This window comes from Kocuria sp. p3-SID1428 (genome assembly GCF_025149945.1).
Classification (GTDB): Bacteria; Actinomycetota; Actinomycetes; order Actinomycetales; family Micrococcaceae; genus Kocuria.
In genome coordinates this window covers 75,876-101,804 of sequence record NZ_JALXVH010000003.1, presented here as the reverse complement: position 1 = coordinate 101,804, position 25,929 = coordinate 75,876, and the positions used below count along the sequence as shown (strand labels likewise).

General features: G+C 70.6%; 19 protein-coding genes and 1 pseudogene. 17 read left to right on the top strand and 3 right to left on the bottom strand.

The window, feature by feature from the left end:
• The 8 genes from M3E84_RS01560 to M3E84_RS01525 form a co-directional block, all read left to right on the top strand.
• A partial coding sequence (locus M3E84_RS01560) for a hypothetical protein (protein ID WP_259894228.1) occupies positions 1–635 on the top strand: 635 nt, incomplete at its 5' end.
• 143 nt (positions 636–778) lie between these two features.
• Positions 779–1,180, top strand: coding sequence for a hypothetical protein (locus M3E84_RS01555; protein WP_259894225.1), 402 nt, complete (start codon positions 779–781; stop codon positions 1,178–1,180).
• Between the two features lie 165 nt (positions 1,181–1,345).
• The gene (locus M3E84_RS01550; protein ID WP_259894223.1) at positions 1,346–1,990 is read left to right on the top strand and encodes a hypothetical protein; all 645 of its coding nucleotides are present in this window, start codon (positions 1,346–1,348) and stop codon (positions 1,988–1,990) included.
• A gap of 310 nt (positions 1,991–2,300) precedes the next feature.
• Entirely contained in the window at positions 2,301–4,388 is a 2,088-nt protein-coding gene (locus M3E84_RS01545; RefSeq protein ID WP_259894222.1) for a glycoside hydrolase family 15 protein, read from the top strand.
• Between the two features lie 64 nt (positions 4,389–4,452).
• Complete coding sequence (locus M3E84_RS01540) at positions 4,453–6,942, top strand: polysaccharide pyruvyl transferase family protein (protein ID WP_259894220.1); 2,490 nt, start codon at positions 4,453–4,455, stop codon at positions 6,940–6,942.
• Between the two features lie 181 nt (positions 6,943–7,123).
• The gene (locus M3E84_RS01535; RefSeq protein ID WP_259894219.1) at positions 7,124–10,822 is read left to right on the top strand and encodes a proline dehydrogenase family protein; all 3,699 of its coding nucleotides are present in this window, start codon (positions 7,124–7,126) and stop codon (positions 10,820–10,822) included.
• Positions 10,823–10,945: 123 nt separating this feature from the next.
• Complete coding sequence (locus tag M3E84_RS01530) at positions 10,946–12,331, top strand: AMP-binding protein (protein ID WP_259894217.1); 1,386 nt, start codon at positions 10,946–10,948, stop codon at positions 12,329–12,331.
• Positions 12,332–12,445: 114 nt separating this feature from the next.
• A complete protein-coding gene (locus M3E84_RS01525) occupies positions 12,446–13,837 on the top strand; it encodes an AMP-binding protein (RefSeq protein ID WP_259894215.1) in 1,392 nt (463 codons plus the stop codon).
• Between the two features lie 31 nt (positions 13,838–13,868).
• Here M3E84_RS01525 and M3E84_RS01520 read toward each other — a convergent pair whose 3' ends face one another.
• On the bottom strand, positions 13,869–14,534 hold the full coding sequence (locus M3E84_RS01520) for a YveK family protein (RefSeq protein WP_259894212.1): 666 nt from the start codon (positions 14,532–14,534) through the stop codon (positions 13,869–13,871).
• A 341-nt stretch (positions 14,535–14,875) separates the two neighbouring features.
• Between M3E84_RS01520 and M3E84_RS01515 the strand changes: the two genes are divergently transcribed.
• The 5 genes and pseudogenes from M3E84_RS01515 (at position 14,876) to M3E84_RS01500 (ending at position 19,272) form a co-directional block, all read left to right on the top strand.
• Positions 14,876–16,342: a hypothetical protein gene (locus tag M3E84_RS01515; protein WP_259894210.1), complete on the top strand. Its 1,467-nt coding sequence runs from the start codon at positions 14,876–14,878 to the stop codon at positions 16,340–16,342.
• Positions 16,339–16,803: pseudogene (locus tag M3E84_RS12440) on the top strand (glycosyltransferase); the annotation flags it as partial. The gene M3E84_RS01515 and the pseudogene M3E84_RS12440, both read left to right, overlap by 4 nt.
• Before the next feature lie 33 nt (positions 16,804–16,836).
• Entirely contained in the window at positions 16,837–17,412 is a 576-nt protein-coding gene (locus M3E84_RS01510) for a glycosyltransferase family 4 protein (RefSeq protein WP_259894208.1), read from the top strand.
• A complete protein-coding gene (locus M3E84_RS01505; RefSeq protein ID WP_259894206.1) occupies positions 17,409–18,542 on the top strand; it encodes a hypothetical protein in 1,134 nt (377 codons plus the stop codon). The genes M3E84_RS01510 and M3E84_RS01505 overlap by 4 nt, the downstream gene beginning before the upstream one ends.
• Positions 18,508–19,272: a WecB/TagA/CpsF family glycosyltransferase gene (locus tag M3E84_RS01500; protein WP_259894205.1), complete on the top strand. Its 765-nt coding sequence runs from the start codon at positions 18,508–18,510 to the stop codon at positions 19,270–19,272. Before M3E84_RS01505 ends, M3E84_RS01500 begins: the two co-directional genes overlap by 35 nt.
• A gap of 46 nt (positions 19,273–19,318) precedes the next feature.
• On the opposite strand, the gene M3E84_RS01495 is transcribed toward M3E84_RS01500, so the two are convergent.
• The gene (locus M3E84_RS01495; RefSeq protein WP_259894203.1) at positions 19,319–19,975 is read right to left on the bottom strand and encodes a tyrosine protein kinase; all 657 of its coding nucleotides are present in this window, start codon (positions 19,973–19,975) and stop codon (positions 19,319–19,321) included.
• 327 nt (positions 19,976–20,302) lie between these two features.
• On the opposite strand from M3E84_RS01495, the gene M3E84_RS01490 reads away from it, so the two are divergent.
• The 4 genes from M3E84_RS01490 (at position 20,303) to M3E84_RS01475 (ending at position 24,960) form a co-directional block, all read left to right on the top strand.
• On the top strand, positions 20,303–21,874 hold the full coding sequence (locus M3E84_RS01490; protein ID WP_259894201.1) for a hypothetical protein: 1,572 nt from the start codon (positions 20,303–20,305) through the stop codon (positions 21,872–21,874).
• A gap of 176 nt (positions 21,875–22,050) precedes the next feature.
• Complete coding sequence (locus M3E84_RS01485; RefSeq protein WP_259894199.1) at positions 22,051–23,307, top strand: lipopolysaccharide biosynthesis protein; 1,257 nt, start codon at positions 22,051–22,053, stop codon at positions 23,305–23,307.
• A 62-nt stretch (positions 23,308–23,369) separates the two neighbouring features.
• Positions 23,370–24,395 (top strand): LLM class flavin-dependent oxidoreductase, encoded by a 1,026-nt coding sequence (locus tag M3E84_RS01480; protein WP_259894197.1) that lies wholly within the window; start codon positions 23,370–23,372, stop codon positions 24,393–24,395.
• Between the two features lie 61 nt (positions 24,396–24,456).
• The gene (locus tag M3E84_RS01475; protein WP_259894196.1) at positions 24,457–24,960 is read left to right on the top strand and encodes a phosphoribosyltransferase; all 504 of its coding nucleotides are present in this window, start codon (positions 24,457–24,459) and stop codon (positions 24,958–24,960) included.
• A gap of 3 nt (positions 24,961–24,963) precedes the next feature.
• On the opposite strand, the gene M3E84_RS01470 is transcribed toward M3E84_RS01475, so the two are convergent.
• Positions 24,964–25,911: an Abi family protein gene (locus M3E84_RS01470; RefSeq protein ID WP_259894194.1), complete on the bottom strand. Its 948-nt coding sequence runs from the start codon at positions 25,909–25,911 to the stop codon at positions 24,964–24,966.
• Positions 25,912–25,929 lie beyond the last annotated feature (18 nt).

Genomic DNA, 25,929 nt, shown 5'->3' with positions numbered 1-25,929 from the left:
CCCCCCGCCGCCGTCGTCCCCGGAAGCTGATGCCCGTGTCCCACGAACCCGCAGCCCTGCGCAGCCTGGTCGCGCCCACCGTGGTGCGAGCCCTGCTGACGCTGATCTTCGCCGCCTGCACGATCTTCGTGACGGACCCCGGCCTGGGCTTCAGCATCTGGCTGCTCGGGCTGTGGATGGCCGGCGTGGGTGCGTGCGTGCTGTGGGGCGACCTGCGCTCCCGCGAGCACGAGAGCCTGGATCTGGGCGGGCTGGCCACCGTGCCGCGCTCGACCGGGATCATGTGGGTCCTCGGCGGCGTCGCCGTGGTGATGATCCCCGCCTCCGCCGAGACGCTGGCGCTGGTGGCCTCGGTGGTGCTGTTCCTGGTGGGTCTGCCGGAGGGCTGGCTGGGCACATCGCGCCGCGGCCTGCATCCCCTGGCCAAGGACTGGCAGATCGTGGGCCTGGTCACCGCTGCGGCCGCGATCGGCGTGCTGCTCGTGGCCGGGCTCGGCCCGCACGCGATCCTGGGCGTCGTGGGCGGGGCGGCGATCATCTCCGGCGTCCTGCTGCTGCTCGCGGGGCTCACCCTGCGCCATGAGTCCCGCTCCGGCGGGGTCCGGGCCGATCCGGACCCGCGCGGCGCGGAGTAGACTGGAACGGTGTGCCTCCTGCACGCCTGGGTGCCCGAGCGGCGCTCGCGCGGGAGCGCTCACCCGCTCGACGACCCGCCGCTGCGTCAGGCGCAGCGGCCGCCGTCGGGCCCGCATGACGACGACTTCAGGAGGACAGCCCAGTGGCTGGAGACAATGGACGGTCCACGCGCCGCGCCCCGGACGTGAAGGCGCCCCTGGCGGTGTCCGCGGTCCTGGGGCTCGTGGCGTTCGGCATCGCCTCGGTCGTGGGCGCGGGCGGCACCGAGGGCGGTCTGCGGCTGGACCTGGGCCTGATCATCGGCGGGATCGCGTTCATCGCCTCCGTGGTGGTCTGCGCGACTCTCATGATGATCGAGAAGCCCAACGACCCCGCCCTGGGGGAGGGCACCGGCGTCAACCGCTCCTCCGCCAAGCTCTACGCCCAGCGCCGGGCCACTCGTGAGCAGAGGGCCGCGGAGGCCGAGAAGGCCTCTTCCTCGGCCGAGCCGGGAGATGACGAATCCGGCCCGCAGTTCGGCCAGCGCGTGCACCCCGAGCAGTGAGCTGAGCCCGCGCCGCGATTCTCGAGGCCGCACCTGTGCGACCCATCGAAGCCGATGGGCGGTTCAGGTGCGGCCTCGAGGCTTTCTCGGCGACGACAGCAGCAGAGGTTTGCGTTCGTGATGTGCCTATGCAAAGATTGCAATAGCACACGAACCGAGGAGGACATGATGTCCGTTCGACGCTCCGCTGAGATCATCGCCGCGACCGTCCCGCTGCTGCTGGTGGGTGCTGCGGCTCCCGCCCTGGCGCAGGACCAGACCCCGCCGGCGGCCGTCGAGACGGCATCCGCGCAGGAGTCCCTGACCCTTCCCCTCGAGATCTCCGGGATCGTCGACGGGCTCAGCGACCGGGAGACGGCACGGGTCGAGGCCTTCGCCCCGGGCCTCGACGGCCGGCGCGAACCGCTCGGCTCGGTGCAGGCCGATTCCGAGGGCCGCTATCTGCTGCAGGGAGCCGCCCGGCCCGGGGCGCCCGTGCTGCTCGAGGTCACCGTCTGGGAGCCCGGCCGCGAGGACGAGGCCCTGAGCACCTGGTACGGCGACAGCCCTGACCTGGCCGGCGCCGAGGCGCTGCGCGCTGTCGGGTCGATGGACGGCATCGACATCTCCGTGGCCCGTCAGCAGGTGCCTGAGTCGGAGACGGTCGCTGCGGTGCCGGCCTCCGAGAGCGGGCTGGCCGCCTCCGGCTCGCAGCCGCAGGTGTCCTCCGATCGCGATGCCCAGAGGCTCGTGCTGGCGCTGCTGGCCACCGGGTCCTTCGTGGGGGGACTGGCGCTGCTGCGCAGATCCTCCGCGCAGCGACTGGACTGATCCGCGCACAGACTTCCGCTGCCGCGGCGCCCTGCGCGTCGCAGGCGCGGTGCACGACTCGTCGTCGGTTCCCGAAGGGCCGGCGACGGACAGGCCTCCGCCCGCATCCGCCGGGCGGAGAGTGGCCGCCCCGGGCAGGGGCGGCCGGCCCGCGGGCCGAGGCCGGGAGACCGAGGCCCGCAGGTGGGGAGAGTGCCCGCGCGTCCTGACGGGCGGGCGGGGCCGCGGGGCGGCTGCTCGATGACCGGGAGATCGTCGAGCCCGCCGCCCCGTGCGCACGAAGCGCGTCCGGATATGTCAGATTGGTGCCATGGCTTCCCCCCTCGAGGACTACGCGCTGCTCTCTGACATGCAGACCGGGCCGCTGATCTCGCGCCGCGGCTCGATCGACTGGATGTGCGTGCCCCGCTACGACTCCCCGTCGGTCTTCGGGGCGATCCTGGGCGATGCCGACGACGGCCGCTGGCTGCTGGCCCCGTCCGCCACCGTGGACGACGACGGCCAGGACCTCCCCGAGGAGCAGTGGCGCGATCAGTGCCGGGTGGGCGATCGCTTCTACGCCGAGCACACCTTCGTGCTGCACACCGTGTGGATCACCGACACCGGCTCGGTGCGCGTCACCGACTTCATGCCGCTGGGCACCCAGCTCAACGTCGTGCGGCGCATCGAGGGGCTGACCGGGGACGTGGAGATGGTCCAGGACCTGCGTCTGCGCTTCGACTACGGGCGCATCACCCCCTGGATCTCGCACTTCGCCGGCTTCGAGGACCCGGAGACCGGAGAGGTCGGCGACGACGAGCTGATCGCCCTGGCCGGTGCCGATGCCATGGTCCTGCGCAGCGAGGTCCCCGCCGAGCGCGTCGATGACGAGAACGGGCCGCGCCACGTCTCGCGCTTCACCGTCTCGGCCGGTCAGACCCGGGACCTGGTGCTCACGCACTTCGAGTCGCACCGCACCCCGCCGCCGCCCGTCGACGCCGGCGACGAGCTGCGCAACGCCCTGGACACGTGGCGCGAGTGGGACGAGCAGTGGGAGGGCGCGCAGCCCGCGGAGGATGAGGAGGCGGAGGCTGATCAGGCCCGCCGTCGGGTCGACGCCCCCGCCGATGCCGATGAGGCCGAGTCCCTGCTGAGCCTCGAGGACCGGGAGGAGGCCGTGCGCCGGTCCCTGCTGGTCGTGCGCTCGCTCATGCACCAGCGCAGCGGCGGTCTGGTGGCGGCGCCGTCCATGTCGCTGCCGGAGCAGATCGGCGGGGAGCGCAACTGGGACGCCCGCTACTCGTGGCTGCGCGACAGCTCACAGGCGCTGCAGGTCATGCTCGATCACGGCCACGATCGCGAGGCCCTGCAGCTGCGCAATTGGATGCTGCGCTCGGTGGCCGGAGCTGCCGAGGACATCCAGAGCGTGTACGGCCTGGGCAGCGAGCGGGAGACCTCCGAGCACACGGTGGATCTGCCGGGCTACGAGCGCTCACGGCCGGTGCGCGTGGGCAACTCGACCTCCGGGAAGCTGCAGTCGGACACCGCGGGCTATCTGCTCGTGGCCTTCGAGAAGCTGCGCCGCCGTGGTCTGGAGGAGGATCAGCTGTCCTGGCCGATCCAGAAGGCGCTGCTGGGCCACGTCGTGGCGTCGTACGAGGAGCCGGACCAGGGCGTCTGGGAGATGCGCGGCGATCGCGAGTTCCACACGCACTCCCGGGTCATGATGTGGGCGGCGCTGCAGGCCGGGGTGGAGGCCGTGCGCACCCACGGGCTCGACGGCGACCTGCAGCTGTGGGAGACCCACCGCGACCAGCTCGCGCTCGAGATCTGGACCTCGGGCTATGACCCCGCCGTGGGGACGTTCGTGCAGCGCTACGGTGCTCAGAGCGTCGATGCCTCGCTGCTGCAGCTGCCCGCTCTGGGCTTCGTGGACTGGGAGGACGAGCGGATGGTGCGCACCGCCCAGCGCATCGTAGAGGAGCTGGGCACCGAGTCCGGGCTGCTGCGCCGCTACCAGAACGTGTCCATGCCGCCGGGGGCTGATCGCGCGGACTTCGAATCGCAGATCGGCCAGGACGGCTTCGAGGGTCCGGACAGCCCGCATTTCGGGGTGACGCTGTGGCTGGCGGCCTATCAGGCGCGCAGCGGTCAGCTCGACGAGGCCCGACGCACGCTCGCCGGCGTGCTGCGCCGGGCCACCGATCTGGGGCTGCTCTCGACCGCCTACGAGGGCGATCCGGAGCGCGGCGGGCGGATGCTCGGCAATATGCCCCACGTGAGCTCACACCTCGGCCTCATCGAGGCGCTGGCCGCACTCGATCAGGCGGAGGGACGCCGACCCGCTCCCGTGGTGCACGACGACCCGGGGGAGGACCCCGAGACCGCCGACGGTGAGGATCTCACCCGGGGAGGCTGAGTCCGCCGGGGGCTCGTCGGCCCTGCTCAGGGGCGCGCCGAGCGGCTGTGGGAGGATCGGGGCCATGCAGGCAGCCATCCTCGTCGACGTCGGACAGCTCGATTACCACGTGGGCGACGAGTCCATGGGCCACGCCGCCGTCGCCGCCCTGCGCGCTCGCGGGATCCAGGAGCCGGTGATGCTCACCCGGGATCCGCAGCACACCGCGGCCCGCTTCGAGGCGGTCGTGCCCGTGCCCACGCTGCGCTTCCCGTGGCCTCCGGAGGATCGCGCGCGGTACCTCCGGGAGATCCGCGACGTGCTCGACGGCCGCGCGGACGCCCTGCCGCCGGAGGATCAGGTCTTCGCGCTGATCGAGGCCCTGCGCGGCGTGGACGCGCTGCTGATCGGCGGCGGGGGCAACCTGAACTCCCGCTACGGGTGGCTGCTGTTCGAGCGCGCCGCCGCGGTGGAGATCGCCCGCAGCCTGGGGATCCCCGTGGTGATCAGCGGGCAGACCCTGGGCCCCGAGCTCAGCCCTCAGGATCGTCCCGTGCTGGCGCGGATGCTCGAGACCGCGGTGCTGGTGGGCCTGCGCGACCCGGACTCCCTGGCGCTGGCGCAGCAGCTGTGCCCCGACCATCAGGGGCTGCGCGCCTGCCCCGACGATTCGGTCGGCTGGGCGCTCGAGGTGCTCTCCGCACCGTGGAACTCCCCGCAGGAGTCGGGTGCGGCGCCTGGCGGGTCGACGGCCGCGGCGCGGCCTCTCGCGGAGGCACCATCGGCTGAACCCTCCCCGTCGGACAGCCCGGCCGCGGGCGCACCTGCAGAGGACGTCGACGCCGAGGCGCTGCCCGATCCCACGGCCCCGCGGATCGTGGCGACCTTCGCCCCCGGCGCGGGCCCGTTCGAGGAGCACGAGGCCGCCGAGGTCTACGCGATCGTGCTGGACGCCCTGGTCGAGCGCACGCGCGGGGTCGTGGAGTTCGTGCCGCACCTGGCCAGGCCGGGTGAGCACGACGGCGACGAGGCCTTCCACCGGCGCGTCGCCGCGCGGATGCGCCATGCGGCCGACCACCGCCCGATCGAGGACGCCGCGGACAGCATGCGGCGCACCCTGAGCGCCGACTACGTGGTGAGCTCGCGCTATCACCCGCTGGTCTTCGGCCTGGCCGGCGGGGCGAGCGTCCTGCCGATCGCCGTGGACCGCTACTCCCAGGTCCGCATGGAGGGCGCGTGCCGCACCTGGGGCATCTCCGGGCAGGTGGTCCCGCTGGCGTCGCTGATCACTCCGCGCGAGGCCGCCTGGGACACGCATCAGGCCGCCCAGCGCTGGACCCAGGAGGCCGTGGAGGGCCACCGGGAGTTCTCCGGCGATCTGCCGGCGCGTCGGGCCGCTGTGCGCGAGACGGCAGCGGCCTGGTGGGACGGCGTCCTGGTGGGGCTCTCCGGGGCGCTGCCCGGCCCGGGGCAGGTCCCGGAGGTCCCGGCGGCGGGGGCGGGCACCGAGTTCTCCCGCGTGCTGCGCCGCGACTGGACGGACCCGCAGGCCCAGGTTCCCGAGGGCTCGGCGGCCTCCGTGGCGATCATCATGCGCACCAAGGACCGCCCGCTGCTGCTCGAGCGCGCACTGGACGACGTCCTGGCCCAGACCCTGGCCGACTGGCGCTTGGTCATCGTCAACGACGGCGGCGATCCCGAGCCGGTGCGGCGGCTCGTTGAGGCCCGGGAGCAGCGCTTCCGCGGACGCTGCCGGATCCTCTCGCACCGCCGCAGCGTGGGCATGGAGGCGGCCTCCAACCGAGGGCTGGCCGCCTCCGACAGCGAGTTCGTGGTGATCCACGACGACGACGACACCTGGGATCCCCAGTTCCTCCAGCGCGCCGTCGCCTTCCTGGAGCGGCCGTCGTGCACGGATGCCGGGGTCATGGCCCGCACGGAGATCGTCTACGAGCAGATCGACGACCGCGACGGCGAGAAGTCCGTGCGCGAGACCGGGCGCGCCCTGTTCTGGGCCGAGCAGAGCTCGATCACCCTCAGCGAGCTGCTGAGCATCAACCGCGGAGTCCCGATCTGCTTCCTCTACCGCCGCAGCCTGCACGGGCTCGTCGGGGACTTCGACGAATCCCTGTCGGCCGTCGGCGACTGGGAGTTCAACCTGCGGGTCGCTTCGAGCGCGAGCATCGGATTCCTGCCCGGGCGCCCGCTCGCGTTCTGGCATCAGCGCCCCAGCGCGCTGGGCGCGGACGGCAACTCGATGTTCGCGGGGAAGTCCCTGCACGAGAAGCACGACCTGGCGGTGCGGGAGCGGCATCTGCGCGAGTGGACGGATCGCAACGGGATCGGCCTGCCGCTGTGGATGGCCCGCGAGGTCCAGGACCTGCGCGGGCGGCTCGAGCAGATGCAGGAGGGCCAGCAGCAGGTGCTCGAGCAGAACCGTCGGCTCCTCGAGGACATGCAGGCTCAGCGGGAGCTGATCCTGGCGGCCGAGCAGCGGGTCAAGGAGCACTCCCTGATCAGCCGGGTAAGGCGCGTGCTGCGCCGGATCGCGCCCTGGGCCTTCCGGCGCCGCTGAGCCGTCTGGCGGAACAGAATCATCAGCAGACTCATAGTGTGCGCGGTGTGGGGTGCATCTCATAGGATTGCGAGATCGGCCCAGCAGCGAAGATTCCCACGTGCGAACCCTGACTCGAGGCCGATGACCGTGGGAGTGCCACGGTCATCCCCGCAGTACGTGCCTGAAAGCGAATCGCCTCATGGTCACTCCTCCCACTGACAACCTCCCTGCTGGTCCCGCCGAGCTCGCCGATCTGGCCGGCCTGATCGATCCGGCGGTCGCGCAGGCCACCACCTGGATGCGCAGGGCGCAGCAGCTCTCGGAGGAGGGTGCGGCGGACTCGGATGCCGCGGACCGCCTCTCGGCCATCCTCAAGGACCCCAACGGCCTGGACTTCACCGTCGGCTTCGTCGACCGCGTGATCCGCACCGAGGACAGCGTCGCCGCCGCTCGCGCCCTGCAGCGCATCGCGAGCATCGCCCCCAAGTCCCTGTCCGCGCTGGATCGGTCGCAGATCATCTCGGGCAGCTACATGAGCCACCTGGCCCCGGCCGTCGTCATCCCGATCGCCCGCGGCCGCCTGCGCCAGATGGTCGGGCACCTGGTGGTCGACTCCCGCCCCGGCCCGTTCGGCAAGGCCGTCGAGCACATCACCCAGCGCGGCGACTCGCTGAACATCAACCTCCTCGGCGAGGAGGTCCTGGGCACGGCCGAGGCCGATAAGCACCTGGACGACGTCGAGCGCCTCCTGGCCCGCGACGACGTCGACTACGCCTCGATCAAGGTCTCCTCCGTGGTCCCGCAGCTGTCGCACTGGGGCTTCGATGAGACCGTCGAGCGCGTGGTCGAGCGCCTCCTGCCGCTGTACCGCAAGGCCGCCGACGCTCCGGCGGGCAGCAAGTTCATCAACTTGGACATGGAGGTCTACTCGGACCTGCACCTGACCATGGAGGTCTTCACCACGCTGCTCTCGCGGCCCGAGCTGAAGAACCTGGAGGCCGGCATCGTGGTGCAGGCCTACCTGCCCGATGCCCTGGGCGCCGTGCAGCACCTCTCCGAGTGGGCCGATCGGCGCGTGGCCGAGGGCGGTGCGCAGATCAAGATCCGTCTGGTCAAGGGCGCCAACCTGCCCATGGAGCGTGTGGACGCCGAGATGCACGACTGGCCGCTGGCCGTCATGCCGGACAAGCAGTCCACCGATGCCAACTACAAGCGCGTGCTGGCCTGGGTGTTCACGCCCGAGCGACTGCGCGGTCTGCGCATGGGCGTGGCGGGGCACAACATCTTCGACATCGCCTTCGCCAAGCTGCTCGCCGAACAGCGCGGGGTCTCCGAGCGCATCGAGTTCGAGATGCTGCAGGGGATGGCCGCCGAGCAGTCGATCGCCGTGTCCGAGGACGTCGGGGGAGTGCTCTACTACGTCCCCGCCGTGGCCCCGGAGGAGTTCGACGTCGCCGTGGCCTACCTGGTGCGCCGCCTCGAGGAGAATGCCGAGTCCGAGAACTTCATGTCGGGGATCTTCGAGATCGAGCCTGGCAACAAGATCTTCCGCCGCGAGGAGGGCCGCTTCCGCGCCGCCGTCGAGCAGCTGCTCGAGGAGGGCATGGTCCTGGACGGCGAGCGGGCCCCGGGCCCGCACCGCGTGCAGGACCGCACGCAGGAGGCCGCCGGGCGCCAGAGCGGCTACCAGGGCCATCAGCCGCTCGACGAGCCCTTCCGCAACGAGCCGGACACCGACATCTCGATCCCGGCCAACCAGAAGTGGGCGCTCGAGCTGCGGGATCTGATCACGGACCGGTCCTGGTACCAGGGTCTGGCCACCCCGGACTCGCTCGAGCTCGACGACGTCGCCGAGATCGTCGAGACCGGTCGCAATGCTGCCAAGGGCTGGCGCGAGCGCGGGGCCCGGGAGCGCGCGGAGATCCTCAACCTCGCTGCCGACAAGCTGGCCGAGCGCCGCGGGCACCTCATGGCCGTCGCCGCTGCCGAGACCGGCAAGGCCTTCACCCAGTCGGACGCCGAGGTCTCCGAGGCCATCGACTTCTGCCGCTGGTACGCCCGCCATGCCGAGGAGCTGGAGCAGGTCGACGGCGCCGAGTTCGAGCCCGATGTCCTGGACCTGGTCACCCCGCCGTGGAACTTCCCGCTGGCCATCCCCACCGGCTCGACCGTCGCGCCCCTGGCCGCCGGTGCGGCTGTCATCCACAAGCCGTCGCCGCAGACCGTGCGCTGCTCCGCGGCGCTGATGGAGGCGCTGTGGGAGGCGGGCGTGCCGCGCGACGTCCTGCAGCTCGTGGACGCCGTCGAGGGAGACACCGGCAAGGAGCTGGTGAGCCACCCCGGCGTGGACCGCATCGTGCTCACCGGCGGCTACGAGACCGCCGAGCTGTTCGGCGGCTGGCGCAGCGGCCGCCCGGTGATCGGCGAGACCTCGGGCAAGAACGCCCTGATCATCACGCCTGCCGCGGACCGCGATCAGGCCGTGTGGGATCTGGTCACCAGCGCGTTCGGCCACGCCGGGCAGAAGTGCTCGGCGGCCTCGCTGGGCATCATGGTCGGCTCCGTGACCACGTCCGAGCGCTATGAGAAGCAGCTGTTGGACGCCGCGTCGTCCATGGTCGTGGACTGGCCCGAGAACCTGCAGGCCATCGTGGGCCCCACGGTCGAGGTGCCCGGGGACAAGCTCAAGCGCGCCCTCACCCAGCTCGACCAGGGCGAGAAGTGGCTGCTCGAGCCGAAGCAGCTCGACGACTCCGGGCGCCTGTGGCGCCCCGGCATCAAGACGGGCGTCAAGCCCGGCTCGTTCTTCCATGAGAACGAGGCCTTCGGCCCGGTGCTCGGCCTGATGCATGCCAAGGACCTGGACCAGGCCATCGAGTGGCAGAACGCGGTGGAGTACGGCCTCACCGCGGGCATCCACTCCCTGGACGTCAAGGAGGTCGGCACCTGGCTCGAGCGCGTGGATGCCGGCAACCTCTACGTCAACCGCGGGATCACCGGCGCCATCGTGCAGCGCCAGCCCTTCGGCGGCTGGAAGAAGTCGTCGGTGGGCCTGGGTGCCAAGGCCGGCGGCCCGAACTACCTCACGCAGATGGGCCACTGGACCAAGGGCGCCTTCCGCTCCGGCGACGCCGTGGAGGTCCAGCCGGGGCTGCTGCCCGCGGTGCGCGACGTCCTGGGCGACGCCGAGGTGATCGAGGCGCTGCCGCACGAGGACCTCGTCTGGCTGCGGGCCTGTGCCGCAGCCGATCAGCGCGCCTGGGACTCCGAGTTCGGCGTGGCCAAGGACCCCACGGGGCTGGTCAGCGAGGCCAACATCTTCCGCTACCGCGCCCGCGACATCGTGGTGCGCGCCGCGGAGGACGCCCCGGTCACCGACGTGATCCGCGTGGGCCTGGCCGCAGCCCGCTCCGGTTCGGAGGCCACGCTCTCGGCGGCGCCTGCCGTGCTGGAGGCCCTGCCGCGGGCGGCCCGCGCTCTGTTCACCCAGGTGCTCCCGGCGACCGACGATGAGCAGTTCCGCGTCCAGGCCGAGGCCCGGCACCTGCTCGGCGCTCGCACCGCCTACCGCGCCATGTCCGAGCCGCAGGAGCAGCGCTCCGCCGTGCAGAAGCTGCGTGATCGTCTGCCCTTCGGCGGCGGCGAAGCAGCGGAGTCCGATCCCGAGGTGCTCGAGCTCGGCGTGGGCTCGCGCATCAAGATGGTCGGTACCGACGCAGACCTGGTGGTCGCTCTGGGCGCTACCCCGGATGTGGCCGTCATGATGCACCCGATCGTGGGCGCCTCCCGCGTGGAGATCCAGGAGATGCTGCACGAGCAGGCCGTGTCGATCACGCTGCACCGCTTCGGCAACCGGTTCGCGGACATGCACCGGCTGCGGGACGAGCTGATGGGCTGACGCGCCGCCTCTCGGTCGAGGCCTCCGCCATCGTGGATAATCGAGGGTTAGTGAACACGAGGCCGGTCGGGCCGTCGCAGGGGAGCGGCGGCACGACCAGCCTCTCGGCCGAGGGGAACAGCCATGTCATTGCGTGAGACGATCGCCCACCTGCCTCCCGAGCAGCGGGAGCGGATCGCCGGATTCGCCCGGCATGTGCCAGCGGGGGTCAGGTTCGGGCCCGTGTTCCGGCAGACCCAGCGGGAGATCCGCAAGGCCTGGACCGTGCCTTCATGGGGGCGCGAAGAACGAGATCGACGGCTGCAGTCGCTGCTGGATGCCGCAGCTGGAACGGACTACTACGGCTCAGCTGCGGGGTACGAGGCGCTGGTCGAGACCACGATGCCGCCGATGGAGCGGCTGAACCGCCTGCCCATTCTCACGCGGGAGGCGGTGACGGAGCACAGCAGCAGGATGCTCACGGTGCCCGAGAGCCAGCTCGAGCGGGTCGCGACTTCCGGGACCTCCGGGGAGCCCATCGTGTTCTGGCTCGACCGAAGCCGGGGCGCCAGCGAATGGGCCTACGTCCTGAGCGCCTGGGAGCGGAGGACCGGCTATCAGGCGGATGACTGGCGTCTGCGGCTGCGCGGAGCCGAGCTTCCGGGCGGCGCGGACTGGTTCGTCCAGGGCTCCACGGGAGAGGTCGTGCTGCGGGTCCAGGCGCTGCGTCCGGAGCTCATCAGGGAGCACTGGCAGCTGGCCTCGCAGCGCGGGATCCAGTATCTGCACGGCTTGCCATCGGCCATCGCGTACCTGGGTCGCCTGGTGGAGACCGAGCTGCCGGACGATGACTGGCGGCACAGGATCCGGGGGGTCCTCGCCGTCTCGGAGGAGCTCACAGAGGCCCAGCTGGAGATCCTGCAGCGCGTGTTCCCGCAGGCGCGAGTGGCCAACTTCTACGGGCTGAGCGAGCGCACGGCCTTCGCCGTCATGGACGACGACGGCGATTTCCACCCCGAGCCCCTCTACGGGGTCGTCGAGGTGGTCGATGAGCAGGGCCGAGCCGTCGAGGTCGGCGCTCGCGGCAGGATCATCACCACCGGTCTGCGGCTCACCGGACAGCCCTTCCTGCGCTATGACACGGGTGACTCGGCGCTGCGCACGGGAACGGATCCCTGGGGTCAGCCGATCTTCCGCGAGATCCGTTCTCGACGCAGGCGGGAGGGGCTGATCTGCAGTGACGGCAGCTTCCTGCCTGCCGCGATCTTCGGAATGCACACCATGGAGGTGCTCGCAGCTCGGAAGTTCGGGTTCCGACAGCACGAACCGGGCAAGGCCACGTTCCTCGTGGAGCCGATCACCGGAGCCACCGATGCGCAGATCCAGGAGCTCCACAGAGCGATGGCGGCGGTCATCGGGGATCGCATCGACCTCGAGCTGGAGGTGGTGGACCGTCTGGAGGTCCCGGCCAACGGCAAGGAGCGTCTGGTGGATCAGCAGATTCCGGGGGCGGCGACCACCTGGTCATGATCCTGCAATCGCATGGAGAATTTGCGGACGAACACGTAGGGTCGGGGCAGAGGACTGCGCCTCTCAGCGGCTGAGTCGAAGACCCCCGGCGCGACCTCTTTCGAAGGGGAGAGCTTGAGATCATTACGTGAGAAGGTGGCCCACCTGCCGACCGAGCAGCGGGAGAAGCTGGCGACGTTCGTGCGTGCAGTTCCGCCGTCGCTGCGCTACGGCCCCGTCTTCCAGCAGTCGCTGCGGGAGCTGCGCAAGGCGCGCACCGTGCCGTCCTGGGCGGCGGCCGAGCGCGAGCATCGCCTCGGGCAGCTCCTGAGCAGCGCCGCCGGCACCGACTACTACGGGTCCGAGCCGGGCTATGAGGCACTCCGTGAGGCCGGAGATGACCCCCTCGAGCGGCTGTCGCGACTGCCTGTGCTGACGCGGGAGGCGCTGTCGAAGAACTCGCTGCGCATGCTCACGGTGCCGGAGGACCGGGTGCAGCTGACAGCCACGTCCGGCACCTCCGGCGACCCGATCCTCTTCCACCTCGATCGGGAGCGCGGGGCCGCTGAATGGGCCTATGTCTACGATGCCTGGCACCGCGCCACCGGTTATGAGCTCAACGACTGGCGCCTGTTCCTGCGCGGTGCCGCTGATCTGCCCGGAGGCGCCAACCACTACCTCCAGCGCGCCACCGGCGAGCTGGTGCTGCGCGTCCAGGCCCTGGGCCCGGAGCGCATCCGGGAGCAGTGGGGCTGGGTGCGCGATCGCGGGATCCGCTACCTGCACGGCTATCCGTCGGCGCTGAGCTACATGGCTCGTCTGGTCGAGGAGCAGCTGCCCGACGATGATTGGCGCCACCAGATCCGCGGTGTCCTGGCGGTCTCGGAGGAGTTCACGCCCGGCGAGCAGGAGACGTTCGAGCGGGTGTTCCCGAACGCGGGGATCTCCAACTTCTACGGCCTCAGCGAGCGGACCTGCTTCGCCTCCATGGACCGCGACGGAACCTTCCGCTCCGAGCCCCTGTACGGGATCACGGAGCTGCTGGGGGAGGACGGTCAGCCCGTGGAGGTGGGGCAGCGCGGCCGCATCGTGACCACCGGACTGATGATCCAGGGCCAGCCGTTCCTGCGCTATGACACCGGCGATTCGGCCGAGCGCGTGGGCACGGATGCCTGGGGGCAGCCGACCTTCCGGGACATCCGCTCACGGCGCGGTCGTGAGGCGCTGATCCGCGCCGACGGTTCGCTGTTCGCCACCACGTCCCTGAACGTCCACGGCCATCAGTTCCTGTGCATCCGCCGCTTCCGCTTCCGGCAGGACGTCCCCGGGAAGGCGACGCTGCGGGTCGAGCCCACGGCTGATGCCGCAGCCGAGGAGCTCGAGGACTTCTACCAGGTCATGCGCTGGCGCACGGAGGGCCAGGTGGAGCTGGACTTCGAGCTGGTCGAGAACCTCGAGATCCCGCCCAACGGCAAGGACCGGCTCGTGGACCAGCACATCGAGGGGGCCACCGCCACCTGGGCCTGAGCCCAGGTGGCGACCCGACCGGCGGGGTCCGTCAGCGCAGCTCCGTACGCGGGCGAGTCGTGGCGACCGCCGCGATGATGCCCAGCAGCAGACCGACAGCGGCGCCCATGGCTCCGATCATGGTCATGCTCAGGCCAGAGGGATCCTCGGGAGTCGTGGGGCTGCCCGCCGGTTCGATGCTGACCTGCGCGTCCTCGGCGCTGGTTGCCACCACCGAGGTGAGGGCGTCGCGCCAGGCCTCCGCCAGGGCGCTCGCCTCCTCCGGCGACTCGCCCACGGCCGTGATCTCCAGGCCCGTGGTGGCCGGTGTGGCCGTCACAGTGATGCCGCCGAGCAGCTCCGAGGCCGACTTGTCGGTGTCGAGATCGCTCTTGGCCTCCTCGGCGACCACCAGGGACTCGCCAAGAGCCTCGTAGGTCGTGGTGCGGGAGATCGCCAGCTCCTCGGCGGCCAGACGCTCGGCGGCGGTGTCGTCGTCCGCCCCGGCGTGGACCATCATGGTCGTGACCGACTCGTACTGCGGAGGCTCCGATGCCGCGAGCCCGAGCGCGATGCCGAGACCCAGGATCAGGCCCACGAGCGGGGCCCACCAGCGCCGCCGCAGCGCCGTCCCGAGATGCTCGGCGGACATGTCTCTGACCATGGGATCGCCGCCCTGAATGCGGGACTGGGCCTCGGTGCGCCTGCTGGTCTGCATGATTCTGCTGCTCCCCCTGAATTCGAATCGTTCGCTCTCCCCAGAGCGAGGCGGACGGTGCTGCAGTGCTGCGAAGGCTCCCGTCCGGTCTCCCAGAGTACTGTCACTGATCTGACGCACATGCTGTATACGGCCATGAACCGTGCAATTGAGTGGACAAACAGCCTTCATGAACGATCATCTGCCCGGAGGCACGTGACGTTGTGCCATCATGTCGTGATGCGTGCCGCCGCTGGGGAGCGGTCGGGCGCAGCGGCAGGTGCTTGGCACCGGATCGGGGGATCCGGAGCGTCGACGCCCTGCATTCGACGGCACGGGGACCGTCCCGGGGAGGAGCACACATGCAGACTGCAGTCTCAGCCCTGTCGTGGGGTGCCCTCGGCGTGGTCCTGCTGGTCGGTGTCGCCTGGGCGGTCAAGCTCTGCCTGGCGCATCCCAAGGCCACCATCGGGGCTGCCGTCGTCTACTCGATGATCTCCCAGACCGTGGGCACGGTGGGCGGCATCTCGATCCTCAACTACGGCGATGAGCTCGCCGTCGTGCTGGCCGTGGGCGTGGCCTGCGCTCGGCGTCTGATTGATCATCATGCGCTGCGCTTCTTCGCCGCGGTGTGGTTCCTGCTCGCCTTCATCCTCTTCGGCCTGATCAGCAGCGTGGTACATGCCGTGCCCTCGTCCATCACGCTCATGGGGGCCCTGCTGTACCTCAAGGGGCCGGCGCTGGGCTTCGCGGTCGCTCAGCTGGACTGGCGTCGCGCAGATCTGCCTCGCATCGCCAGGGCGGGTGCTGCGGTGATCGTGGTGATCCTGTTCATCTGCGCGCTCAACGCCGCGGCTCCGGGCCCGTGGAACGATCTGGTGAGCAGGACGGATGTGGCAAGCGAGCGCGGAGGCTTCACGAGCCTGACCGGGCCCTTCGACCACCCGGTCGGGCTGGGCACCACCATGGCCTTGGCGTTCCTGGCCATCTACCTCTACCGACTGCTGGTGCGCAGGACTCCTCTCACCTTCGTCCTGCTGATCGCCACCGGCCTGGCCTGTGTGGCGGCCTTCCGCCGCAAGTCGATCGTCGCGGGGATCGCCGTGGCCCTGGGCGTCCGTGCCGCACTGCCCCTTCCACGGGCTCTGTTCGCGACGAGTGCGGTGATCCTCCTACCTGTGGGCCTCGTTCTCCTGCGGGAGCCCCTGACGGCCGTCGTCGACGGGACCCTCACCGAGTACCTGACCGACTGGGATCAAGTCGCTCGCATCCGGATGACGATCGACGGATTCCTGCTGGCTGTCGGCGCATTCCCCCTCGGGGTGGGACTGGGCCGCTTCGGCTCCTTCACCGCCTCCGAGAACTACAGCCCGATCTACACGGATCTGGGCTACGAGCGGATCTGGGGCCTGGGCCAGGGCGACATGGGCGGCTTCCTCTCGGACACCTTCTGGCCCGCTCCGCTGGCCGAGACCGGGATCCTGGGCGCCCTGTGCTATCTCGGTGCGCTGGTGATGTTCATCGCCCCCGGCTGGCGGATGATGCGCTCGGCAGCGGATGGGCACAGCAAGTGGATCGGTGCGGTGACCGTGGCCTGGTTCGCCCAGCTGCTGATCGAGTCGGTCGTCGCACCGGTCTTCCTGTCGCCGCCGATGTACGGGCTGCCGTTCGCAGTGGCAGGTCTGTGCCTGGCGCTGACCGCAGAGCCGCGCAGCGGACGTCGGGCGGCGCGAACCGGTGATTCGCAGTCAACCAGAGACCCTCAGGAAATGAACCGGCGCGTACCTCCTTGGGCAGTCAAGAAAGCGGCGCATAAGGGAGCCTCATGATCAACGCATCCGTCATTGGCCCTGGGCCAGGGTCCGCAGGTGGAGTCGGAATGATGACCGGCTATCTGGCGGCGACGTCGTCTGAACGCACTCGTCTCGAATTCTGGGAATCAGGAGGCGCTCCTGGTCCTCGGCGGTGCCGGCTGCAGTCCTTCTTCAGCGCGGCAATTAGGTGTCTGCAGCCGCATGCCAGCCGGGTGCAGGTCTTCTCGGTGGCCTCGCGAGGGAGCACCTGGCGCAAGCTCATCCTGACCAGCTTGGTGCGTCTCCGTAGCAGCCCATATGTCCTGCACCTTCATGGTGGGGGCTACGCGGATTTCCTCCGCGCGCAGCCACGACCGCTCAGGTGGCTTATCCGAAGCATGTTCTGCGGGGCGGCACGTGTGATTGTTCTGGGCGAGACATGGGCGGAGTTCGTCGCTCGAGATCTCGCCGTGCAGCAGGAGCGGATCGTGGTCCTGCCGAATGCTGTCCCTGGGCCATCCCGGTTGCCGATGCGCGCAGCGCCGGTGCGAGTGGTTTTCGCCGGGAGGGTCGGACGCGGCAAGGGTGCCCCCGAGCTGCTGGAGGCCTGGTCCCGGATCAGCGCCGGGCGCGATGCCGTCCTGGTCCTGGCAGGCGATCTCGATGACCCCGATGGCTCCCTCCGGGCCGCCGTGGACCGCGCGGAGCGGGTCGAGCTCACGGGCTGGCTGGACGCGGAGGCCCTGCAGGATCAGCTGCGCCGCGCCCAGATCCTGGTGCTGCCCAGCCGGGCGGAGAACCTCCCGCTGTCGCTGCTCGAGGGCATGGCGTGGGGGCTGGCACCCGTCGTCACGCCCGTCGGGGCGGTCCCGGAGGTCGTCGACGACGGCGAGAACGGGATGCTCGTCCCGGTGGGGGATCCGGAAGCGCTGTCGCAGGCGCTGGCGACGCTGCTGGACGACGACGCGCGGCGTACCCGCATGGGCGCCGCCGCACGCACCACGTGGGAGCAGGGATACAGCTTGGACGGCTACCGGGAGCGCTTCGACGACATCCTGGAGGCTGTCGTCGGGGGCGATGCCGAGGTGGAAGGGGATGAGCGATGACGCCGCAGGGACTCGAGCCGCAGCTGCGGACGGAGGTCGAGGAGGCTCTGGATCGGGCCATGGCCTTCGCCCGTGAGCTCGACTACGCCGGGACGGACCCGTACGACGGGCTGCTCTCGCCGTACGCGCGCGTGCTGCGTGGACGGATCCCCCGCCAGGCGTGGGTGCAGGGGCACAAGCGCCTGGGCCACGGTCTGCGCGCCGCCACGCGCGTTCCGCCGGTGCGCATGACCAAGGGGATGGCGCTGTTCTCGACGGCGGCATCGCTGTCCGGCGACGAGCAGACGGCCAGGCAGCTCGCGCAGCGGATCCTCGACGAACGCGGGAGCGGTCCGTGGGGCTACGAGTTCGACGTCCAGACGCGCTGGGCCTTCTACCCGGCAGGCAGCCCCAACGTCATCGCGGTGACCTTCGCACTGCGCGCCCTGTCCGCGGCGGGGATGCTGGACCGGGTCAGCGCTGACGTCCGTGATTGGCTGGAGGGGCAGTTCCACACATCGGGCTACTTCCGGTACACGACCACCTCGGACCGACTGGTGCACAATGGGTCTTTGCTGGCGGCGGAGTCGCTGGCGATGCTGGACGGAGATCGGGAGCTGATCCGCACGGCCGTGGACCGGGCGGTCCGCGCGCAGGCGGAGGACGGCTCCTGGCCGTACGGTGAGGGCCCGGGACTCGAGTGGATCGACAGCTTCCACACGATCTACAACCTGGACTCGCTGTGGGCGCTGCAGCAGATGGGCTTCGAATCGGGGGATTCGACAGCTCGCGGCGCGCAGTTCTGGAAGGACCGCTGTCTCAGCCCTGACGGTTTGCCGCTGTACATGGCGGATGACCGGCAGGTCTCGACGGATGTGCACAACGTGGCCACCACGGTCGGGTATCTGGCCCGCGCAGCGCAGCGCGGCTGGCCGGTCCCGGACCCGCAGGCCGCGGTGCGGTATCTGCTGGGCCTGCAGGGCGATGACGGGGGGTTCCGCAGCGGAGGCAGGGGGCTTGCGCACATGCGGTGGAATCAGGGCCATGCGGCTGTCGCGCTGGCCTCATGGGCCTCGCCGGGACGGCGGGCCGACTGGGACTCTGGGGGGAGAACCGATGACGGATCAGATGCGGCGAGAGGTCGCGCCTGAGCGCACGGACGTGATGGGTGTGGGCGTCGATGCGCTCACGATGGATCAGACCATCGACCGGCTGCGGGAGATGATCGCCACAGGCAAGGGGCAGAACCACTTGTCCGTCAACGCCGCCAAGCTCGTGGCGGCCATCGAGGACCCGACCAAGCTCGAGGAGTTCAACCAGGGGACGCTCGTGAGCGCCGACGGCCAGGCCGTGGTGTGGGCCGCCCGCCTCCTGGGCCGCCCGCTTCCGCAGCGTGTGGCGGGGATCGACGTCATGAACCGCCTGGTCGATCTCTCCGCCCAGGAGGGGCAGCGGATCTTCCTGCTCGGTGCTCGTGAGGACGTGGTCGGGCGAGTGCGCCGGGAGTTCACCGCCCGCGGCGCCAACGTGGTGGGCCACCGCGACGGATATTGGCGCCGGTACATGACGGATGCCGAGATGGCGCAGACGATCCGCCTGCTCAACGTCGACATCCTCTTCGTGGCTCTTCCCTCGCCCATGAAGGAGGATTTCATCTACGGCTTCCGCGAAGCCATGAACGTCGGCCTCAGCGTGGGGGTGGGCGGCTCGTTCGACGTCGTGGCCGGCCGCACCCGGCGGGCTCCCGCGATCATCCAGCGCCTCGGCCTTGAATGGCTCTTCCGCCTGGTGCTGGAGCCGCGGCGGATGTTCAAGCGCTACGCGGTCGGCAACTCGAAGTTCCTCTGGTACCTGGTCAGGGAGCTGCTGCGCCGCGGCTGACGGCGGCCCGCGCGTCCGACGGCGGACGCGCGGCTGCCGCGCGGTCTCAGGCCCTGCGCGCCGGCCGGGTGGTGCCCACCGCCACCAGGATGCCGACGAGCAGTCCCACCGCCCCGCCGACCACCAGGACGGCCGGATCGGACAGGCCCGACGTCGTCGCGGGCACGGTCGGCTCCCCGGCCGGCTCGATGCTCACGCGATCCCCGGCCCCGCCGGATCCGTCGGCGTCGGCGGCATCGCTGAGCGCATCGCGCCAGGCCCCGGCCAGCTCGGCGGCGCCGTCGGCCGAATCCGCCGTGGCGGTGATCTCCAGGCCGGTGGTCTCGGGCGTGGACACCACGGTGACCTGCTCCAGCAGGTCCTCCGGAGAGTTCTCCAGCTCCAGGTCGCGGCGCACCTCGTCGGCCACCACCACGGAGTTGCCCAGCGACTCGTAGGTGGCCGCGCGAGCCTGCGCCAGGTCCTCGGCGGCCAGGCTCTCGACCGAGGTCGCGTCGTCGGTGGAGGGGCGCACGAGCGCCATGGTCACGGAGGTGTAGGTGGGGGCCTGCGTGACGACGAAGGCCGCGGCCAGCCCGAGCCCCAGGATCAGCCCCAGCAGCGCCTTCCACCATCCGCGGCGCAGCGCCGAGCCCAGCTCCGCGCCGCTGATGTCGCGCACTGCCGGAGTCACGGTCTGCTCTCCTGCCGAGCTCTGGTGCATGGCCTGCCCTTCGTCGGTCCCCCGCGCGCCCTGGGCGCGCCCTGTCATCCCAGCGGCGCCTAGGGCGCGACGGTCCCCCCGGAAGCCGTCGGCCATGCCGCTGCTCGGGGCTCAGCCCCGGCGCGCTCATGATAGGCAGGCGCGGCGGCGGCGCGTCGAGAGCGCGGCGCTTGAACTGCTGCGCGACGTCAGATGTGGGGACAACCGGACGCCCTTTGGCAGAGGACCTTCCGAACGTGCGAGCATGGGCCCGGAGACCGTGCCCCGCCCGTCGGATGAGCGCGGGCGGACGACGCTCGGGGGAGCGTCGCAGGGGGAGGGGGAGAGGTGACGGGTCCTGCCGAGGCGCTGGTGCTCGCGGCGGTCTGCGCCCTCGGTGGCGCTGCCGTGCTGTGGCTGCTGCGCGCGGCCTTCCGCGCGCCCAAGGCGTTCGCCGGCGTCGTCGCCGTGTCGACCGTGATCTCCCAAACGGCGCAGACGGTCACCGGCAGCAGCGCTGTGGGGTACATGGACGAGCTGTGCGTGCTGCTGGCCGTCGTGCTGTTCACCCTGCGCAGGCTGCGCGATCACGGATCGGTCCGCTGCTTCGCCGCGCTGTGGCTCTTCCTGGCCTTCGGCCTGCTCGGGGTCCTGAGCGGTCTCGTGCACTCGGTGCCGCTGGGCATCACCGCCACCGGCGCCTTCCTGTTCCTCAAGGGCCCCATGCTCGCCTTCGCCCTAGCGCAGCTGGACTGGCGCCGCGAGGACATCCCCGGGCTGATCCGCGGCGGCGCCGTCGCCGTCGTCGTGATCCTGCTGTTCACCGCGGCCAACGCGGCCGCACCCGCAGCGTGGAACGACTTCATCAGCGCGGGCACGGTCGAGCTCAGCGAGCGCGGCGGGATCGCCAGCCTCTCCGGGCCGTTCACCCACCCGGTGGGACTGGGGACCACGATGTCCCTGGCGTTCATCGCGATCCTGGCCTACCGCTCCACGATCCGCCGCTCCCGGATCAGCCTGGCGCTGCTCATCGGCTCCGGGCTCGCCTGCCTGCTGGCCTTCCGCCGCAAGTCGATTGCCTCGGCCCTCGTGGTCTCCCTGGGGATCCGAGCGTCGCTGCCGGGCAAGAAGGCCATGTACCTCACGAGCCTGGCTATCCTCACGCCGGTGGCGCTGATCCTGGGCTGGGACACGCTCACGCGCGTCGTGGACGCCACGCTGACCGAGTACCTCTCCGACGTCAGCCAGACCGCTCGCATCCGCCTGACCCTGGACAGCATCCCGCTGGCTCTGGGAGCCTTCCCGCTCGGCGTGGGCTTCGGGCGGTTCGCCTCGTTCACGGCCGCGCAGAACTACAGCCCCTACTACCAGGAGCTCGGCTACACGCGCATCTGGGGGATGACGGGCCACGACGAGGTCGACTTCCTCTCGGACACCTTCTGGCCCGCGCCCCTGGCGGAGACCGGCGTCCTGGGCCTGTTGTGCTACATCGGCGGTCTAGTCATGCTCGGGCTGCCCGCCTGGCGGATGATGCGCCGCAGCCAGGATCCGCACCTGCGCTGGATCGGCTCCGTGGGCGTCGGGTGGCTCGCGGCCATGGCCATCGAATCGGTCGCAGCACCGGTGTTCGTGGCCCCGCCGATGTACGGGCTGCCTTTCCTGCTCTCCGGCGTGGTGCTCGCCCTGACCGCGGAGCCGACGACCGCTGCGGCATCCGTCGGCGCGCCCGAGCCAGTGACCGCGACCGGCCCCGCATCCGCCTCCGAGCCCGTCTCCGCGTCGGGAGCGGCCATCGCTCCCTGGGCGAGCGCCGCAGTGACGGTCCCCTGGGCACAGGGCGGGCCCGAGCCCGTCGGCCCGCAGCCGGGGCGGCCGGACGGCTCGGACCCGCCCGAGAGAGACCCGGGTCGAAGTGCCTGAGCCGCACAAGTGGGGGTGCCCGACCCGGGTGCTGCGCCGGAGGCGGGACGTAGACTGTGGCGCCGCGAGACAGGCCCGCCGGCAGGCGCCTGCGCGCCGCGGGGGCGGTGCGGGGACCGGGAAGTCCGGCGCCGCGGCACGGAAATCGCACGGCATGAGAGGGGGACGGGTGGGACATGGCTGCTGAGAGACGGCGCGCCGCCGCCCTGCAGTCCGCGCTGGTCATGTCCATCCGCATCGGCGGAGCCGCCCTGCAGATGCTGCTGGTAGCCGTCGTGGCCCTGCGCTTCCCCGTCGAGATGGTGGGGCTCAACGGCATCATGTGGGCTGTGGCCCTGGTGGCGCGCGCCGCCGGCACCTTCGGGCTCGACACGTCCGGCATGCGCTCGCAGTCGCCGCTGTGGGCCGAGGGTCGTCACGACGAGGCCCGCGCCATCGCCCGCCGCGACGCCCGGGCCCTGCTGCGCATCTGGGCGGTGCTCACCGTCCTCGCCCTGGCGGCGTCCCTCATCCTCCAGCTCACCGCGGGGACCGGCGGGCTCGTGCTCGTCCTCTACGGCGTAGCCGTCTCCTCGGCCCTGGGGCGCCTGTTCATGGTCCAGCGGGTGGCGCGGCAGGCGCCGCTGGCGGGGCAGTTCCTGGAGTCCGTGGCCCTGCCGGGGCTCGCGCTGCTGATCGCGATCGCCTCCGCGCTGCTCGCCCCGCAGCTGCTGATCCCGGGGCAGGTGGCCGCCTTCGTGATCATCAGCATCGCCTTCTGGCGGCTGTCGCCCTCGGCAGGGCCGCCGCCGCCGCGCGTGACGGTCCCGCCGGTGCCGTGGGGTCAGTCGCTGATCCTGGCGGCGGGGTCCGCGCTGACCGCGCTGAGCGTGCGCGGGCTGATGTTCCTGCTGGGCGCGCGCTCCCTGGCGGCCACCGGCACCTACGAGGTGGCCCAGCGCATCCAGTCCGCAGGGGCCATGGGCACCACCGCCGTGGCCACCGTCTTCATGCCTCGGATCGCGATGTCCGTGACCCGACGCGGCAGACTGGTCGCCCTCGTGCTGGAGGCGGCCGCGGTCTCGGCAGTGCTTCCCACGCTGCTGCTCGGCTTCCTGCTGGTACTGGGCGAGCAGCGGATCGTCGATCTGCTCGGCCCGGAGTACCAGGGCACGTGGGGCGCTTCCGTCATCCTGGTGGTGGCCACGCTGATCAACGCCCTGACCTCGGCCACGAGCAACGTGCTCATGTTCGGCGGGCGCGAGCGGCTCTTCATGGTCATCAGCGGGGCTCAGCTGGTCCTGGTGGTGGGCGGGGCCTGGCTGCTGGGGACCGACACTGCGGTGGGCATGGCCTGGTGGATGCTGATCGGCGAGCTGCTGCGCTCGGGCTCCATGGTCACCGGGTTCCTGGTGCACCTTCGGGGACTGCAGCCCAGGCATCGAGCCGACTGACCCTCGCATCTACGTGATGTATCAACTATGATTCGGGGCGTCCCGCGATCAGAGGAGATGCCATGCAGCTCGGACTCAACACCTTCGGCGACGTCCACCCCGGCCCGGACGGTCAGCCCCTCTCGGATGCCCAGGTCATCCGCGACGTCCTGGCCGAGGGCATCCAGGCGGACCGTGTCGGCCTGGACTTCTTCGGGGTCGGCGAGCACCACCGCAGCGATTTCGCGGTCTCCGCGCCGGATACGGTCCTGGCGGGACTGGCCACCGCCACCGAGACCATCCGCCTGGGCAGCGCCGTCTCCGTGCTCTCCTCGGATGACCCGGTGCGCCTGTACCAGCGCTTCGCGACCGTCGACGCCCTGTCCTCCGGCCGGGCCGAGGTCGTCCTGGGCCGCGGCTCCTTCACGGAGTCCTTCCCCCTGTTCGGCTTCGACCTGCAGGACTACGAGCGGCTGTTCGAGGAGAAGCTCGAGCTGTTCTCCCGTCTGCAGTCGGAGGGGCCCATCACCTGGGAGGGAGGTCTGCGCCCGGCGATCGACGGACTCGAGGTCCACCCCAAGACGGAGTCCGGGCGCCTGCCGGCCTGGATCGCGGTGGGCGGCTCCCCGCAGTCGGTCGTGCGTGCCGCGCACTACGAGATGCCCGTGATCTTCGCGATCATCGGCGGCAGCCCCTCGGCGTTCGCCGCGTTCGCGCAGCACTATCGCCGGGCTCTGGAGCACTTCGGCAAGCCGGAGCTGCCCATCGCCTGGCACTCGCCGGGCCACGTGGCCGAGACGGACGAGCAGGCGCGCGAGGAGTTCTTCCCCGCCCAGGCCCACAATCACGCGGTGATCGGGCGCGAGCGCGGCTGGCCGCCGCTGTCCCGCGAGGCGTTCGAGCAGATGGCCGGGCCCGACGGCGCCTATTACGTCGGCTCCCCGGAGACCGTGGCGCGCAAGATCGTGCGCCATCAGAAGGTTCTCGGCGCTGCCCGCTTCGACCTCAAGTACGCGGTCGGAACCCTGTCGCACAGCGCCATGATGCGCTCGATCGAGCTCTACGGCACCGAGGTCCGCCGCTTGGTCCAGGACATGCTCGCCGACTGATCCTGCGCGGTCGTCGTCCTCGTCCCTGCCCTCGCGCGCGGGCGGGGACTAGAGTGTGTGCATGGCTTATCACGCAGACGCGGCAGACGTTGACGGCAAGGAGATCCTCACGTGGGAGGGCTTCGGCGCCGCCACCCGGGAGCTCGCGCAGGAGATCGCTGACAGCGGCTTCGTGCCGGACATCATCATCGGCGTGGCCCGCGGCGGGCTGGTCCCGGCAGGCGCGCTGTCCTACGCACTGGGCGTCAAGCTGCTGGACGCGGTGAACGTCGAGTTCTACACCGACGTCCACGAGACCCTGCCGGACCCCGTTCTGCTGGCACCCATGCTCGATGTCGAGTCGATCAGCTCCAAGAAGGTCCTGGTCGTCGACGACGTCGCCGACTCCGGGCGCACCCTGGCCCTGGTGCTCGAGCTGCTCAAGGGCTACCAGTCGGACACCCGCTCGGCCGTCATCTACTCCAAGCCGCGCTCCCTGGTGGACCCGGACTTCGTGTGGAAGGCCACCGACGAGTGGATCGTCTTCCCCTGGTCCGATGAGCCCCCGGTCACCCCGGCCGGCTGAGGCTCACAGACTCCCGCCCCAACCGGGAGGCAACCCCAGCGCGTCATCAGTGGTCAAGGGGTTGGGCAAGAACTCGTCGTTGACCAGGGACGCCGTCTTGTTCGGCCAGGTAGTTCCCGGTGACGTGACGCGCAGAATATGGGACATGACGATGAGGGATCCGAAGACCCGCTTGCTTTCACCGTGCGGCAGCTGTTTCAGACTCTCCTGAGCGCGCATGGCAGTCGTCGACGCTGGCACGAAGGACGTGTTCCACAGCCGCCCGTGATGAGCACAGGTGTTCCGCACCACCGTTAGCTGCTCGAGCCAGCGCGCGAGCGGTGACACGGCCTTGGCCTTGCGTTGCTGGTTCTTGGATAGCTCGGAAAGGTCCAGGACGATCTGGAGTCCCTCGGCGATAGTGCGCTGATCGCGGGCCGGGAGCCCGTCGAAGAGTCTCGAAATGTCGGCGAAGTCGAGCACCTCTGCCAGCACCCAGAAGGGGTAGTTCGCGTCGTAATTGTCCCGATAGTGCTGGATTGCCGCATCGCGCCGCTGGGCTCGTTTTATGCGACTCTGAGCTGTAGCGACCCACCTTGAATGATCGAATCCAGGGCGAAACCTGCTGGGATCCCTGTACAGGAGGGGGTCGCTCTGGCAGAGGAGCTCACCGATGCGTGTCCGCATGGTGATCTCGACGCGTTCCATGCCGTCCAGAACCAGGCCGCGTAGTTTTCGGTCGGCCTCATAGAGGGCAGCGACATCGGCAAACGACGTTCCGTCGACGAACGAATCTTCTCGACGCCCATCAGCGGTCAGCCGTCTGGCGGGGTACCAGTAGGCAGCCAGTCGGTGGTAGCTCACGTTGGACAGCCATTGAGTCGCCTGTGCCTCGTCGACTTCCATGCCGCGTTGACGGAGAAGAGCGATGTGGTCCCGGGTCGACATCGGCGGTTTGAGCGGTCTGGACATCTCGAGGCTCCCCTTTGC

Excerpts from the sequence above, each read along its gene's own strand:
- M3E84_RS01550 (WP_259894223.1), top strand. The coding sequence starts at position 1,346 with ATGATGTCCGTTCGACGCTCCGCTGAGATCATCGCCGCGACCGTCCCG.
- M3E84_RS01545 (WP_259894222.1), top strand. The coding sequence starts at position 2,301 with ATGGCTTCCCCCCTCGAGGACTACGCGCTGCTCTCTGACATGCAGACC.
- M3E84_RS01540 (WP_259894220.1), top strand. The coding sequence starts at position 4,453 with ATGCAGGCAGCCATCCTCGTCGACGTCGGACAGCTCGATTACCACGTG.
- M3E84_RS01535 (WP_259894219.1), top strand. The coding sequence starts at position 7,124 with ATGGTCACTCCTCCCACTGACAACCTCCCTGCTGGTCCCGCCGAGCTC.
- M3E84_RS01530 (WP_259894217.1), top strand. The coding sequence starts at position 10,946 with ATGTCATTGCGTGAGACGATCGCCCACCTGCCTCCCGAGCAGCGGGAG.
- M3E84_RS01520 (WP_259894212.1), bottom strand. The coding sequence starts at position 14,534 with ATGCAGACCAGCAGGCGCACCGAGGCCCAGTCCCGCATTCAGGGCGGC.
- M3E84_RS01515 (WP_259894210.1), top strand. The coding sequence starts at position 14,876 with ATGCAGACTGCAGTCTCAGCCCTGTCGTGGGGTGCCCTCGGCGTGGTC.
- M3E84_RS01510 (WP_259894208.1), top strand. The coding sequence starts at position 16,837 with ATGCGCGCAGCGCCGGTGCGAGTGGTTTTCGCCGGGAGGGTCGGACGC.
- M3E84_RS01505 (WP_259894206.1), top strand. The coding sequence starts at position 17,409 with ATGACGCCGCAGGGACTCGAGCCGCAGCTGCGGACGGAGGTCGAGGAG.
- M3E84_RS01500 (WP_259894205.1), top strand. The coding sequence starts at position 18,508 with ATGACGGATCAGATGCGGCGAGAGGTCGCGCCTGAGCGCACGGACGTG.
- M3E84_RS01495 (WP_259894203.1), bottom strand. The coding sequence starts at position 19,975 with ATGCACCAGAGCTCGGCAGGAGAGCAGACCGTGACTCCGGCAGTGCGC.
- M3E84_RS01485 (WP_259894199.1), top strand. The coding sequence starts at position 22,051 with ATGGCTGCTGAGAGACGGCGCGCCGCCGCCCTGCAGTCCGCGCTGGTC.
- M3E84_RS01480 (WP_259894197.1), top strand. The coding sequence starts at position 23,370 with ATGCAGCTCGGACTCAACACCTTCGGCGACGTCCACCCCGGCCCGGAC.
- M3E84_RS01475 (WP_259894196.1), top strand. The coding sequence starts at position 24,457 with ATGGCTTATCACGCAGACGCGGCAGACGTTGACGGCAAGGAGATCCTC.
- M3E84_RS01470 (WP_259894194.1), bottom strand. The coding sequence starts at position 25,911 with ATGTCCAGACCGCTCAAACCGCCGATGTCGACCCGGGACCACATCGCT.